Source organism: Burkholderia sp. Bp8991 (assembly GCF_003853795.1).
Classification (GTDB): Bacteria; Pseudomonadota; Gammaproteobacteria; order Burkholderiales; family Burkholderiaceae; genus Burkholderia.
The window spans coordinates 1-12854 of record NZ_QTQJ01000030.1 but is presented as its reverse complement, the minus strand read 5'-3'; the positions used below and the strand labels follow the sequence as shown (position 1 = coordinate 12854).

Here is a 12854-nt window from a genome sequence, read left to right as displayed (position 1 = left end):
TCCTTACGCGAACAGGCGGTCGGTGTTGGTGAAGCCGCGCATGTTCTCGGCGCACGCGCGCCGGCACGGGTCGTCCTCGGGCGCGGCGCCGTCCGCCGGATACGCGCGGTACGCGATCAGCTTCACGGGCTTCGGCGCATAGTCGGTACGCGGATCGAGCGGATGCGGCGCGGTCGAGAACGCCGCGAGCGTGTTCATCTCGAAGCGCAGGTCGAGCGCGCTGCCGGCCGGCGAATGTCCGGCGACGAAATCGAGCGTGCCGTCGTCGCGCGTGTCGAGCCGGCTGAAGAAGTTGACGTTCGCGGCGAGATCGCGCGCCGACAGTCCGTATTTCGCGAGCTCGAGCACGAGGCTGTCGCGGCCGTTGCGGATCATCGCGTTGCGATCGGCCTGGTACGAACTCGTGCCGTACTTGTGCGCGAACAAGCGCGCATCGCCGACACCGCCGAGCGGGTCGTGCCAGCCGAGCGTGTCGGCCGTGATCGACGCGATCACGCGCCCCATGTCCGTGTACAGCGCATGGCCGCGCGTGAGATGCGCGGTGTGCTGCGCCTTCAGCGTATCGGCCATGTTGTAGCGTTCGAGCGGGTCTTCCTGGCGATGAAACACGGCGGACAGGTTCGCGCCGCCGTCGACGTCGACGAGGCGCAGCGCGAGGCCGCGGCGCAGGATGCCGGACCAGTGGGTGCCTGCGGGAATCAGCGTTTCCCACACGACGTGCGGCGGCGGGGCAAGGAGGGCTTGGGGGCTCGGCGACATGGCGGCTCCGTGGAGGGTTGGACAAAAGGCGTGAGAGGGCGACCGAACGACATCGCGACCTCCCGGGCTTTTATCCCTCCGTGGAGCCTCGCCGTTTCCTCGAATCGAGGCGAACGCAAGACCGGATTGCTCTCGGACCAGTCATCGCGCGGCGCGAACGCCGCACGACCGGAACCCTAGCGATCCTGAAGATGATGCAAATTGCTTCGCACCTCTCGAGCGTCAATCTAGCGAGTTGCGTGCCAGCCGCCGTGCAACGACCACACGACGACCGCGCAACGACCGCACGACGCGGCACGACGGCGCGCCGACCCGCGGCATGCACGAATCGGCGGCGACGACGGCTTGCCCTCGCAGCGGGCGTGCGGCGCACCATGCGCATGCGATCGCGCACCGGCGCAGTGCGGATCGCGCGCACCTGCGCCGCGCGTTCGGCAATGGCATGGGCATTGCTGAACGGATGCATCGTCACTCGATATCTCACGCGTCATGAACAAGCTCGACCTGCTCCGGCGCGCATTGAGCGCGCTGTTCTCCGCCCGCTTCATCGAACTTCAGCGCGCCGCGCGGCGCCGTTGAATCGCGTGACCGCGTGCCATTGGCACGCTTCTCGCTCGGCATGACGCCGAGAGGTGCGGCAGCGTCGCATCTTAGGGGTGCTAGGGTTCCGGTTCATCGAACGTCTGGTCCGAGAGCAGCCCGGCGCGGGTGCGTCCGATCGCGAGACCGGACGCACCCGCGCTACACGGCGGGACAAAAGCCCGGGAGATTGGCGATGGCAACGGCCGTCGCGCCTCTCCGTGGCCGCTTCGTTCGTTCCGCATCCGCAGGAACCGGCCACGCGGCCGGACCGCGCACAGGCGCGGTCCGAATCGACGATCCCGATCCCGGTCTCCTGGAGAACAACGATGACCCGTCCCGCCCTGGCGCTCCGCCGCCTGCCGTCCCTCCGTTTCGTCCGTCATGCACTGGGGGCCGCCGTCACGGCCGCCGCGCTGTTGACGGCGCCCGCCGTGCACGCGGCCGCGCCGCTGAAGATCGGCTACAGCGACTGGCCCGGCTGGGTCGCGTTCCAGGTCGCGCTCGACAAGGGCTGGTTCAAGGAAGCCGGCGTCGACGTCGACTTCGAATGGTTCGATTATTCGGCGTCGCTCGACGCGTTTTCCGCGGGCAAGCTCGACGCGGTCGCGGCGACCAACGGCGATGCGCTCGTCACCGGCGCGGCCGGCGCGAAGAACGTGATGATCCTGCTGACCGACTATTCGGCCGGCAACGACATGATCGTCGCGAAGCCGCCGCTGCGCACGGTCGAAGGCCTGAAGGGCAAGAAGGTCGGCGTCGAGCTCGGCCTGGTCGATCACCTGCTGCTCGAAACCGCGCTGCAGAAGCACGGGCTCAAGGACGGCGACGTCACGCTCGTGAATGCGAAAACCAACGAACTGCCGCAGGTGCTCGGCTCGTCGTCCGACATCGCCGCGGTGGCCGCCTGGCAGCCGAACGCGGGCGAGGCGCTGAAGCGCGCACCGGGCGCACGGGCGATCTTCACGTCGGCCGATGCGCCGGGGCTGATCTACGATGCGATCACGGTTGCGCCCGCGAGCCTCGCCGCGCGCCGGGCCGACTGGGCGAAGGTGGTCAAGGTCTGGTACCGCTGCGTCGCGTACATCAACGACCCGAAGACGCAGGCCGACGCGGTCAGGATCATGTCCGCGCGTGTCGGGCTCGCGCCGGAACAATACCTTCCGCTGCTGAAGGGCACGCACCTGCTCGACCAGGCTGCCGCGAAGCGTGCGTTCCGCAAGGGCGACGGGCTCGACTCGATCTATGGCTCGACGCGCAACGCGAATGCGTTCAACGTGCGTAACGCCGTGTACAAACAGTCGCAGGACGTCGACGCGTATATCGATCCGCGCTTCACCGCGCCGCACTGACCGTCGCGGGTTCGCCTGCAGGCCGGGCCGGGCATGCCGTTGACGGGTCCGGCCCGCCAACCACGAACATCCGGGCACGCGCGTACCCGATGGAGAGTGAAGCAGCAGGACGCGGGAATCGTGCGCGGGCCGAACGGTTCCCGCGCATGCCGACCGCTCGCCGCGGCAAGCGTCGGGCCGTCGGCAAGCCTCGACGCCGCCATGCACGGCGCTCATGCGCTGCATGAAAACTAATCGATTGTTGGCAGCGCCGATCGACCCCGACAATCCGCTTCATGCCCGTTGCTTGCGGTACGGGCCACTCCCCCTCCCAATCGGCACGTCACGATCCATGAACCATCCCGCCCCTGTCTCCTGCATTGCCGAGGCCTGCGCGGCCACGGCGGCACCGTTCCATGCGCGCCCCCGCACCTGCGGCGAAGCGCTCGTCGATCTTCTCGAACGCCAGGGTGTCGAATGCGTGTTCGGCATTCCCGGCGTGCATACCGTCGAGCTCTATCGCGGCCTCGCCGCATCGTCGATCCGTCATGTGACGCCGCGCCACGAACAGGGGGCCGGATTCATGGCCGACGGCTATGCCCGCGTCACCGGCCGGCCGGGCGTCTGCTTCATCATCACCGGGCCGGGGATGACCAATATCGCGACCGCGATGGCACAGGCCTACGCGGACTCGATTCCGATGCTGGTGATCTCGAGCGTCAACGCGCGGCGCGAGCTCGGCAGCGGCGACGGCCGCCTGCACGAGCTGCCGTCGCAGCGCGACGTGTTCGCGGGGCTCACCGCGTTCTCGCACACGCTGCTCGACGCGGCCGACCTGCCGCAGGTCCTCGCGCGCGCCTTCGCGGTGTTCGAAAGCGCGCGTCCGCGGCCCGTGCATATCGAGATCCCGCTCGACGTGATCGTGATGCCGGCGCCCGCGCTGCCCGCCGCGCCGCTCGCGCTGCCCGCGCGCCCCGCGCCGGACGCGAACGCGCTCGCGGCAGCCGCCGACCTGCTCGCGCAGGCCCGGCGGCCGCTGATCCTGGCCGGCGGCGGCGCGATCCACGCCGCGACGGAACTGCGCGAACTCGCCGAACGCCTGCACGCGCCCGTCGCGCTGACGATCAACGCGAAGGGCCTGCTGCCGGCCGGCCACCCGTTGCTGATCGGCTCCACCCAGTCGCTACCGGCCACGCGCGCGGCGATCCGCGAGGCCGACGTGGTGCTCGCGGTCGGCACCGAACTCGGCGAAACCGATTACGACGTCACGTTCGACGGCGGCTTCGCGATCGACGGCCGGCTGATCCGCATCGACATCGACGCGCAACAGCTGATGCGCAACGCGCGCGCCGAAATCGCCATCGCCGGCGATGCGCGGCTGGCGCTCGGCGCGCTGTCGACCCGCCTGCACGAACGGCCGGCGCCGGCACCCGAGCCCGGCTGGGGCGCGTCGCGGGTGGCCGCCGTGCGTGCCGCGATCGCGGCCGGCCACGACGGCGCCGCGCGTGCCCAGGCACGGCTGATCGACACCATCGTCACCGCGCTGCCCGGCGCGATCATCGCCGGCGATTCGACGAGCCCCGTCTACGTCGGCAATTTCACGCACGATGCGCCGGCACCGCGCAGCTGGTTCAACTCGTCGACCGGCTACGGCACGCTCGGCTACGGGCTGCCCGCCTCGATCGGCGCAAAGCTCGCCGCGCCTGCGCGGCCCGTGGTGTGCCTGATCGGCGACGGCGGCCTGCAGTTCACGCTGCCGGAGCTCGCGAGCGCGGTCGAGGCTCGCGTGCCGGTGATCGTGATCGTCTGGAACAACCGCGGTTACGGCGAGATCCGCAAATACATGGTCGAGCGCGACATCACGCCGGTCGGCGTCGATCCGTATACGCCCGATTTCCAGACGCTCGCACGCGGCTTCGGCTGCGCGGCGCAGGCGGCCGCGACGCCCGACGCGCTGGCCGACGCGCTGCGCGATGCGACGGCACGTCCGATGCCGACCGTGATCGAAATCGACGAGGCAACCTGGTTCGAACAGGTGCGGCGATGAGCACGACACCGGATCTCGCGTTCGATCCGCCGCTGCACACGCGCCACTTCATCGACGGCACGTGGCGCACGAGCGTCGGCGGCGCGACGCTGCCCGTCGTCGACCCGTCGACGGAAATGGTCATCGCCGACGTCAGCGCGGGCGGCGAGGCAGACGTCGAGCATGCCGTGCAAGCCGCCTCGCGCGCGTTTCGCGACTGGAAACGCACGACCGGCGCCACACGCGCGGCGCTGCTGCGTGCCATCGCGCGCGGCGTCGACGCACGGCGCACGCGGCTCGCGACACTGCAGTCGCTCAACAACGGCAAGCCGTTCGCCGAAGCCGAGATCGACGTCGCCGACGTGATCGCCACCTTCGACTACTACGCGGGCCTCGCTGATACCCTCGACACCGACGGCGAAACCGAGATCGCGCTGCCCGGCGGCGACCATCGCGCGTGGATCCGGCGCGAACCGGCCGGCGTCGCCGCGCTGATCGTGCCGTGGAATTTCCCGATGGTCACGACCGCATGGAAGCTCGCGCCCGCGCTCGCCGCCGGCTGCACCGTCGTGCTGAAGCCGTCCGAGATCACACCGCTGCCCGAGCTCGAACTCGCCGCGATCGTCGCCGAAGCGGGCCTGCCGCCCGGCGTGCTGAACGTCGTGACGGGCACCGGCCACGAGGTCGGTGCCCGGCTGTGCGCGCATCCGCTCGTCGCGAAGGTGTCGTTTACCGGCAGCACGGCAGTCGGCGCGCAGGTCATGAAGACGGCCGCGGACACGATCAAGGGCGTCGGTCTCGAACTCGGCGGCAAATCGTCGATCGTCGTGTTCGACGACGCCGACCTCGATCACGCGGTCGAACTGATCGCGGGCGGCGGCCTGTTCAACGCCGGGCAGATGTGCTCGGCGACCTCGCGCGTGCTCGTGGCCGCCCCGCTCGCCGACGACCTGATCGCGCGCCTCGCGCAACGGATCGAGACGACCGTCGTCGGCCCGCCGTTCGCACCCGGCGTGCAGATGGGCCCGTTGACGAACCGCGCGCAATACGAACGCGTGAAGCGCCACATCGCACAGGGCCGCGCCGACGGCGCGCGGCTCGTGACGGGCGGCGACGCGCTCGCCGGCCCCGGCTACTTCATCCGCCCCGCGCTGTTCGCCGACGTGCCGGCCGGCTGCGCGCTATGGCGCGACGAAATTTTCGGGCCGGTGCTGTGCGTGCGCGCGTTCGACGCCGAGGACGACGCGATCGCGGCCGCCAACGATACCGAATACGGGCTCGTCGCAACTGTCGTCACGCGCGACGCGGCGCGCGGCAGGCGGGTCGCCAATGCGCTCGAGGCGGGCGTCGTGTGGATCAACACGCCGCAACTGATCTATCCGCAAACCTCATGGGGCGGCTACAAGCGCAGCAGCGTCGGGCGCGAGCTCGGCCCGTTCGGACTGGCCGCCTTCCAGGAGATCAAGCAGGTCATGACGGCGGCCCGCTGAGGCCGGCGACCCATGCGTTTATGTCATGGCGCGCATGCGGATATTTCGTTTGTTGCGGAAATTTGACCTCCCTACAGTTCATCCACACCCGCGCCGCCATCCGGCGACCGGCATCGAACCACCCGGCATCGTTCATCAGGAGACGGCCATGCAACACTTCAAGGCGGGCAGAAGGCAGGTGATCAAAACCCTCGGCACGGCACTCGCCGCATCCGCCATTCCGATGCCGTTCATCAGGACTGCGAAGGCTCAGTCGGGAAGCTTCGCGGGCAAGACGCTGCGCCTGCTCACCTGGTCCGACGATACCGGCGCGGCCGCGCTGCGCAACATCGCGGAAACCTTCAGCAAGCAGACCGGCGCGCGCGTGATCGCCGATCGCGCAGACGGCACGTCGGGGATGGTCGCGAAGGTCAAGGCCGCGGGCGAGCGGCCGACCTACGACGTCATCACGCTCGCGGGCGTCGGCGCGGCCGGCCTCGCCGACGCCGGCCTGCTCGCGAAGCCCGACCTGAACCGGCTGCCGAACCTGAAGGACGTCGCGCCGCAATACCGCACGGGCGCGAACGGCTTCGGCATCGGCTACCTGCTGTGGTCGGACGGGCTGATCTACAACACGGCGACCGTGAAGAGCGCGCCGTCGAGCTACGAGGCACTGTGGGATCCGAAATATGCCGGGCGGCTGTTCCTGCCGCCGCCGGAGTGGGCCGAAGCGGTCGACCTCGCGATCATCGCCGCGAAGCTGGCCGGCGGCTCGCAGCAGAACATCGATCCGGGGTTCAGGAAGCTCGCGCAGCTCAAGGATCGCGTGATGACCCTCGGCGAGAACCCGAACCAGGTCGCCGACCTGTTCCGCACCGGCTCGCTCGACATCGGCGGCATCTATTCGCCGGCGTTCTTCCCGGACCAGATCCGCAAGCCCGACTACAAGATGGGCGTGACGTACGGAATGAAGGAAGGCTTCGCGACGCAACTGATGTTCACGGTGATCCCGAAGGCGCATCCGGGCGACCTCGACCTGATCCACGCGTTCATCAACCATTCGCTCGACGCGGGCGTGCAGGGCCGGATGGCGGCCGACGTGCTGAACGGGCCCGTGAACGGGAAGGCCGTGATTCCCGCGGAAAGCCGCGCGTTCGTGCCGTCGCCGCAGCAGATCGCGGAGAAGGCCGTGCTGCACGACGACAAGGCGCTCGCCGTCGTCCAGCCGGCGTGGATCAAGCGCTACACGGCCCTCTTCGCGGCGTAACGACATGGCCTCCCTGTCCTCCCCCCGCGACGCGGCGCCGGCCGCCGGCACACCGGCCGGCGCCGGCTCGGACGCCGGGCCCGCGCTGGCCGGCGTGCCGCCGTGGCTGCTGCTCGCGCCGATCCTCGCGTTCCTCGCGGTGCTCGCCGCCGCGACGCTCACCGTGTTGCGCATGAGCGTCGGCGTATCCGGCGACGAATGGCGGACCTTCACGCTGCAGAACTACGCCGATCTCGCGGACCCGTACTTCACGAAATCGCTGTGGCTCACGCTGCGCCTCGCGTTCCAGAGCATGGTGTGCGCGGTGCTGCTCGCGATCCCGGTCGCACTCGCGATGGCGCGCACCGAATCGCGGCTCGCGCGCCGGCTGATGCTCGCCGGCGTCTTGCTGCCGCTGCTCGTGAACCTGCTGCTGCAAGGTTATGGCTGGCTCGTGATGCTCGGCCCGGCGGGATTGCTCAATCGCGCGCTGCTGGCCTCGGGCGTCGTCGACCGGCCGCTGCAACTGCTGTACCGCGAGCACGGCGTGCTGCTCGGGCTGATCCAGACCGCGTTCCCGCTCGCCGTGCTGCCACTGTCGAGCGCGCTGCGTGCGGTGTCCCGCGCATACGACGAAGCCGCCGCGACGCTCGGCGCGAGCCGCTGGCAGACGCTGCGGCACGTGACGCTGCCGCTCGCGATGCCCGGCCTCGTCGCCGGCGCGCTGCTCGTGTTCGCATACAACGCCAGCGCATTCGCGGTGCCGCTGCTGCTCGGCGGCCGACGCGTGCCGATGCTCGCGGTGCTCGTGCACGACCAGGTCGCGCCGCTGCTCAACTGGCCCGCCGCGTCGGCATCGGGCGTCGTGCTGATGGCCGCGACGCTCGTCGTGATGGCGGTGTCCCAGCGCCTCGTGCGCACCCTGCAAGGTGCCGGCGAGGTGAGCCGATGAATACCCTGCTCTTGCGTACGCCCCTGCCCGGCCGCCTCGGTCGCGCGACGGGCACGCTCGCGACGCTCGTGCTGTTGCTCGCCGCACTGCCGATCCTGACGATGATCACGATGTCGTTCGGCGCATCGGGCACGCTCGAATTCCCGCCGCGCGAGTTCAGCCTGCATTGGTATCGCGCCGCCTGGCAGACGTTCGTGTCGTCCGATGCGGGCAGCGCGCAGTCGATGGGCGCCGCGTTGACGACCAGCCTCGTCGTCGCGGTCGCGACGATGCTGATCGCGACCGCCGTGTCGGTGCCCGCGGCCTACGCGCTGTCGCGCTGCCGCTTCCGCGGCAAGGCGCTCGTCGAGCAGCTCGTCGCGTTGCCGATCGTCTATCCGCTCGTGATGCTCGGCCTCGCGCTACTGATCGTGTTCAACGCGCTGCCGGTCGAGCTCGGCATCGTGCGGCTCGTGGTCGCGCACGTGATCCTGACGCTGCCGTTCACCGTGAAGAACTGCGCCGCCTCGGTTGCGTCGATCAGCCCGGACTTCGAGGAAGCCGCGTGCGTGATGGGCGCGAGCCCGCGGCGCGCGCTCGTCGACGTCGTGCTGCCGCTGATGCGGCCCGGGATTCTCGCCGGGATGCTGTTCGCGTTCATCGTGTCGTTCAACGAATTCACGGTGACGTTCTTCCTGTACAGCATCGACACGATGACCCTGCCGGTCTGGCTCTACAGCCGCACCGTGTCGTCGCTCGACCCGACCGTGTTCTGCTTCGCCGTGTTCACGGTCGCGATCGACTTCGCGCTGATCTGGATGCTCGAAAAACTCGTCGGCGACAAGGGCGTCGCGCTCTAATGCGCGCACGGCCCCGCCCTCGACCATGCAAGGAACCGTCATGACCCAGCTCATCCTCCAGAACGTGACCAAGCGCTTCCACCAGGCGTATGCGGTCGATCACGTCGACCTGTCGGTGCCGGACGGCAAGCTCGTCTGCTTTCTCGGCCCGTCCGGCTGCGGCAAGACCACGCTGATGCGGATCATCGCCGGCCTCGACACGCCGACCTCCGGCACGGTGACGTTCGCCGGCCGCGACCTCACGCACGTGCCCGCCAACCGGCGCGACTTCGGCATGGTGTTCCAGTCGCTCGCGCTGTTTCCGCACATGACGGTCGCGCAGAACATCGCGTACCCGCTGCGGCTGCGCAAGACGGACCGGGCCGCGCAGGCGCGGCGCGTCGCCGAGCTGCTGGAGCTGATCCAGCTGCCGCACATGGCCGACCGGCTCGTCACGCAGTTGTCGGGCGGGCAGCGCCAGCGCGTCGCGATCGCGCGCGCGATCGCGTCGTCGCCGCGCCTGCTGCTGCTCGACGAGCCGCTGTCGGCGCTCGACGCGAAGCTGCGCGAGGCGATGCAGGTCGAGATCCGGCTGCTGCAGCAACGGCTCGGCATCACGACCATCATGGTCACGCACGACCAGCGCGAAGCGATGACGATGGCCGACGAGATCGTCGTGATGGAGAAAGGCCGCATCCAGCAGGTCGGCCGGCCGCTCGACATCTATCGCGACCCGGTCAACGAATTCGTCGCCGACTTCATCGGCCTCGGCAACATCCTGCCGGTCGCGCGCGACGGCGACGACGCGATCGTCCTGCCGGGCGGACAGCGCCTCTCGATCGGGCGCGCGCCCGACACGCCACGCGCGCCCGACGCCGTGCGCCTGCTGATTCGTCCCGAGGACGTATGCGTGCGGCCGGGCGCGACGGCGTCGGGCGCGCCGAACACGCTCGCCGGCACGATCACGTTCGTGCGCGACGTCGGCGCGTCGATCGAGGCGACCATCGATTGCCGCGGCTTCACGCTGACGGCCGCGACCACGCCGCGCGAGACACCCGACCTGCACGTCGGCATGCCGGTTGCCGCCGAACTGCCGGCACACGCATGCAAGCTGATCGCCGCACGCGGCGTCTGATTTTCCTTTCGTTCCCCAACGCAGCAACAAGGATCCCGCCATGAACGCATCGACCCAAGCCAACCGCCTCGTGCGACGCCTGCTCGCCCGCACCGCCCTCCTCTGCGCCTGCGCCGCCGGCGTGGCCGCCGTCGCGCCGCTCGCGCACGCCGACGCGCTCGACACGATCGCCAAATCGGGCGTCGTGCGCATCGGCGTGTTCGAGGACTACCCGCCGTTCGGTTCGATCGGCCCCGACATGAAGCCGCAGGGCTACGACATCGACATGGCGAACCTGATCGGCAAGGCGCTCAACGCGAAGGTCGAACTCGTGCAGGTCACCGGCGACAACCGGATGGCGTATCTCGCCGACCGCAAGACCGACATGCTGCTGTCGGTCGGACAGACGCCGGAGCGCGCGAAGGTGATCGACTTCTCGAACGCGTATGCGCCGTACTACCTCGCGGTATTCGGCCCGAAGTCGCTCGCCGTGAAGGGCAACGCGGATCTCGCCGGCAAATCGGTCGCGGTCGCGCGCGGCACGCTCGAGGACCTGAGCATCAGCAAGGTCGCGCCGCCGAGCGCGACGATCAAGCGCTTCGACGACCCGAACGGCGCGATCGCGGCGTTCCTGTCGGGACAGGCGCAACTGCTGGTGGTGGGCAACGACGTGGGCGCCACGATCATCGCGCGTCATCCGTCGATCGATCCGGAACAGAAGTTCTCGCTGTTCAGCTCGCCCGACCACGTCGGCCTGAACAAGAACGAGCCGCGCCTGATGCAGAAGGTCAACGACGCGATCGCCGGCGCAAAGAAGAACGGCACGCTGAACACCCTGTCGCAGAAGTGGCTGCACGCTGCCCTGCCGGCCGATCTGTGATGCGCAGCGCCTTCGCCCCGCACGCTCGACCCAAGGCATCGCGATGAGCTACGTGTTCGACTTCAGCGATTTCGGTCTCTACGCCGGCATGCTCGCGCGCGGCGTCGGCGTGACGCTCGCCCTGACCGCGGCCGCGACCGTGCTCGGCGGCCTGCTCGGCACCGGCGGCGCGTGGATCGCGCTCGCCGGCCCGCGCTGGGCGCGCGCGCTCGTCGCGTCCTACGTCGAGCTGATCCGCAATACGCCGTTCCTGGTCCAGTTGTTCTTCATCTTCTTCGGGCTGCCCGCACTCGGCGTACACCTCGACGAAGCGCAGGCGGCCGTGCTCGCGATGACAGTCAACCTGGGTGCCTATGCGGTCGAGATCCTGCGCGCCGGGATCGAATCGGTGCCGCACGGGCAAGTGCAGGCCGCGCGGGCGCTCGGGCTGCACGGCCGGCAGGTGTTCGGCCACGTCGTGCTGCCGCAGGCGCTCGCGAACGTGTACCCCGCGCTGCTCGGGCAGGTCCTGATCGTGATGCTCGGCTCGGCGGTCGTGTCGCAGATCTCGGTGCCCGACCTGACCTACGCGGCCAACTTCATCCAGTCGCGCAACTTCCGCGCGTTCGAGATCTACATCGTCGTGACCGCGATCTACCTGCTGCTGTCGATCGCGCTGCGCATGCTGCTCAATCGCGTCGGCCGGCGGCTGTTCGCCGGTCGCACGCGCCACGGCGCGGCTGCCGCACCGCGGCGCACGCGGGTTGCCCGCTTCACGTGGCGCGCCCGCTCCCCTGAAACGCACCTGCCGACGGAACGTGCGCGATGATCGAATTCACCTTCCAGGACATTGCATGGAACCTGCTGCTCGCCGCGCGCTGGACCGTGCTGCTGTCGCTGATCACGTTCGCCGGCGGCGGCCTCGCCGGGTTCGCGCTGCTGGCGATGCGCATCTCGCCCGTGCCGGCGCTGCGCCGCTTCGTGATCCTGTACATCGAACTGTTCCAGGGCACGCCGTTGCTGATGCAACTGTTCCTCGGCTTCTTCGGATTGCCGCTGGTCGGCATCGACGTGACGCCGTGGGTCGCGGCGTCGGTCGTGCTGACGCTGAACGCCAGCGCCTGTCTGGCCGACATCTGGCGCGGCTGCGTCGACGCGGTCTCGCACGGCCAGTGGCACGCGGCGGCCAGCCTCGGCATGACGTGGACCCAGCGGCTGCGCTACGTGGTGTGGCCGCAGGCGTGGAAGATCGCGCTCGCGCCGACCGTCGGCTTCCTCGTGCAGGCGGTGAAGAGCACCGCGCTCACGTCGATCATCGGGCTGACCGAACTGACCAAGACCGGCAACATCATCACCAACGCGGTATTCAAGCCGTTTCCGATCTACGCGATGGTCGCGCTGCTGTACTTCGCGATGTGCTTCCCGCTGACGTGGTATGCGCGCACGCTCGAGCGCCGCTATCGCGTCGCGAAGGCGCGCTGAACCGGCGCCGCGCGCGCCTCATTACGATGCAGGGACTTTCATGATTTCCATCAGCAACGTTTCCAAGTGGTACGGCCAGTTTCAGGTTCTCGCCGAGTGCACGACCGAGGTCAAGAAAGGCGAGGTGGTCGTCGTCTGCGGCCCGTCCGGCTCGGGCAAGTCGACGCTGATCAAGACCGTGAACGGCCTCGAGCCGTTCCAGCAGGGCGAGATCCTCGT

Annotated in this window: 12 protein-coding genes and 2 riboswitches; of the genes, 11 read left to right on the top strand and 1 reads right to left on the bottom strand. The window is 69.3% G+C overall.

The features are described from left to right. Positions 1-3 precede the first annotated feature (3 nt). Complete coding sequence (locus DIE02_RS27430; RefSeq protein WP_124489568.1) at positions 4-759, bottom strand: urea amidolyase associated protein UAAP1; 756 nt, start codon at positions 757-759, stop codon at positions 4-6. A gap of 57 nt (positions 760-816) precedes the next feature. After that, a riboswitch (guanidine-I (ykkC/yxkD leader) is annotated at positions 817-950 on the bottom strand. Between the two features lie 457 nt (positions 951-1407). Next, positions 1408-1529: riboswitch (guanidine-I (ykkC/yxkD leader) on the top strand. A gap of 138 nt (positions 1530-1667) precedes the next feature. Here DIE02_RS27430 and DIE02_RS27420 point away from each other — a divergent pair. From DIE02_RS27420 to DIE02_RS27370, 11 genes are all read left to right on the top strand, one after another. Further along, positions 1668-2690 (top strand): ABC transporter substrate-binding protein, encoded by a 1023-nt coding sequence (locus DIE02_RS27420; protein ID WP_124529845.1) that lies wholly within the window; start codon positions 1668-1670, stop codon positions 2688-2690. A 331-nt stretch (positions 2691-3021) separates the two neighbouring features. Beyond that, the gene (locus tag DIE02_RS27415; protein WP_221623424.1) at positions 3022-4716 is read left to right on the top strand and encodes a 5-guanidino-2-oxopentanoate decarboxylase; all 1695 of its coding nucleotides are present in this window, start codon (positions 3022-3024) and stop codon (positions 4714-4716) included. Further along, positions 4713-6185, top strand: coding sequence for an aldehyde dehydrogenase family protein (locus DIE02_RS27410; RefSeq protein ID WP_124522741.1), 1473 nt, complete (start codon positions 4713-4715; stop codon positions 6183-6185). Before DIE02_RS27415 ends, DIE02_RS27410 begins: the two co-directional genes overlap by 4 nt. A gap of 148 nt (positions 6186-6333) precedes the next feature. Further along, positions 6334-7431 carry a PotD/PotF family extracellular solute-binding protein gene (locus DIE02_RS27405; protein WP_124522739.1) on the top strand — a complete coding sequence of 366 codons (1098 nt, stop codon included), beginning with the start codon at positions 6334-6336 and terminating at the stop codon, positions 7429-7431. A gap of 4 nt (positions 7432-7435) precedes the next feature. Then, positions 7436-8362, top strand: coding sequence for an ABC transporter permease (locus DIE02_RS27400; RefSeq protein WP_124522738.1), 927 nt, complete (start codon positions 7436-7438; stop codon positions 8360-8362). Beyond that, complete coding sequence (locus DIE02_RS27395) at positions 8359-9201, top strand: ABC transporter permease (protein WP_124529843.1); 843 nt, start codon at positions 8359-8361, stop codon at positions 9199-9201. The genes DIE02_RS27400 and DIE02_RS27395 overlap by 4 nt, the downstream gene beginning before the upstream one ends. A gap of 40 nt (positions 9202-9241) precedes the next feature. Beyond that, a complete protein-coding gene (locus tag DIE02_RS27390) occupies positions 9242-10315 on the top strand; it encodes an ABC transporter ATP-binding protein (RefSeq protein WP_124522736.1) in 1074 nt (357 codons plus the stop codon). Between the two features lie 40 nt (positions 10316-10355). After that, positions 10356-11174, top strand: coding sequence for a transporter substrate-binding domain-containing protein (locus DIE02_RS27385; RefSeq protein WP_124522734.1), 819 nt, complete (start codon positions 10356-10358; stop codon positions 11172-11174). Between the two features lie 43 nt (positions 11175-11217). Continuing rightward, positions 11218-11982 carry an amino acid ABC transporter permease gene (locus DIE02_RS27380; RefSeq protein ID WP_124522732.1) on the top strand — a complete coding sequence of 255 codons (765 nt, stop codon included), beginning with the start codon at positions 11218-11220 and terminating at the stop codon, positions 11980-11982. Beyond that, the gene (locus DIE02_RS27375; protein ID WP_124522730.1) at positions 11979-12635 is read left to right on the top strand and encodes an amino acid ABC transporter permease; all 657 of its coding nucleotides are present in this window, start codon (positions 11979-11981) and stop codon (positions 12633-12635) included. Before DIE02_RS27380 ends, DIE02_RS27375 begins: the two co-directional genes overlap by 4 nt. 40 nt (positions 12636-12675) lie before the next feature. After that, a partial coding sequence (locus DIE02_RS27370; protein WP_124529840.1) for an ATP-binding cassette domain-containing protein occupies positions 12676-12854 on the top strand: 179 nt, incomplete at its 3' end.

Excerpts from the sequence above, each read along its gene's own strand:
- DIE02_RS27430 (WP_124489568.1), bottom strand. The coding sequence starts at position 759 with ATGTCGCCGAGCCCCCAAGCCCTCCTTGCCCCGCCGCCGCACGTCGTG.
- DIE02_RS27420 (WP_124529845.1), top strand. The coding sequence starts at position 1,668 with ATGACCCGTCCCGCCCTGGCGCTCCGCCGCCTGCCGTCCCTCCGTTTC.
- DIE02_RS27415 (WP_221623424.1), top strand. The coding sequence starts at position 3,022 with ATGAACCATCCCGCCCCTGTCTCCTGCATTGCCGAGGCCTGCGCGGCC.
- DIE02_RS27410 (WP_124522741.1), top strand. The coding sequence starts at position 4,713 with ATGAGCACGACACCGGATCTCGCGTTCGATCCGCCGCTGCACACGCGC.
- DIE02_RS27405 (WP_124522739.1), top strand. The coding sequence starts at position 6,334 with ATGCAACACTTCAAGGCGGGCAGAAGGCAGGTGATCAAAACCCTCGGC.
- DIE02_RS27400 (WP_124522738.1), top strand. The coding sequence starts at position 7,436 with ATGGCCTCCCTGTCCTCCCCCCGCGACGCGGCGCCGGCCGCCGGCACA.
- DIE02_RS27395 (WP_124529843.1), top strand. The coding sequence starts at position 8,359 with ATGAATACCCTGCTCTTGCGTACGCCCCTGCCCGGCCGCCTCGGTCGC.
- DIE02_RS27390 (WP_124522736.1), top strand. The coding sequence starts at position 9,242 with ATGACCCAGCTCATCCTCCAGAACGTGACCAAGCGCTTCCACCAGGCG.
- DIE02_RS27385 (WP_124522734.1), top strand. The coding sequence starts at position 10,356 with ATGAACGCATCGACCCAAGCCAACCGCCTCGTGCGACGCCTGCTCGCC.
- DIE02_RS27380 (WP_124522732.1), top strand. The coding sequence starts at position 11,218 with ATGAGCTACGTGTTCGACTTCAGCGATTTCGGTCTCTACGCCGGCATG.
- DIE02_RS27375 (WP_124522730.1), top strand. The coding sequence starts at position 11,979 with ATGATCGAATTCACCTTCCAGGACATTGCATGGAACCTGCTGCTCGCC.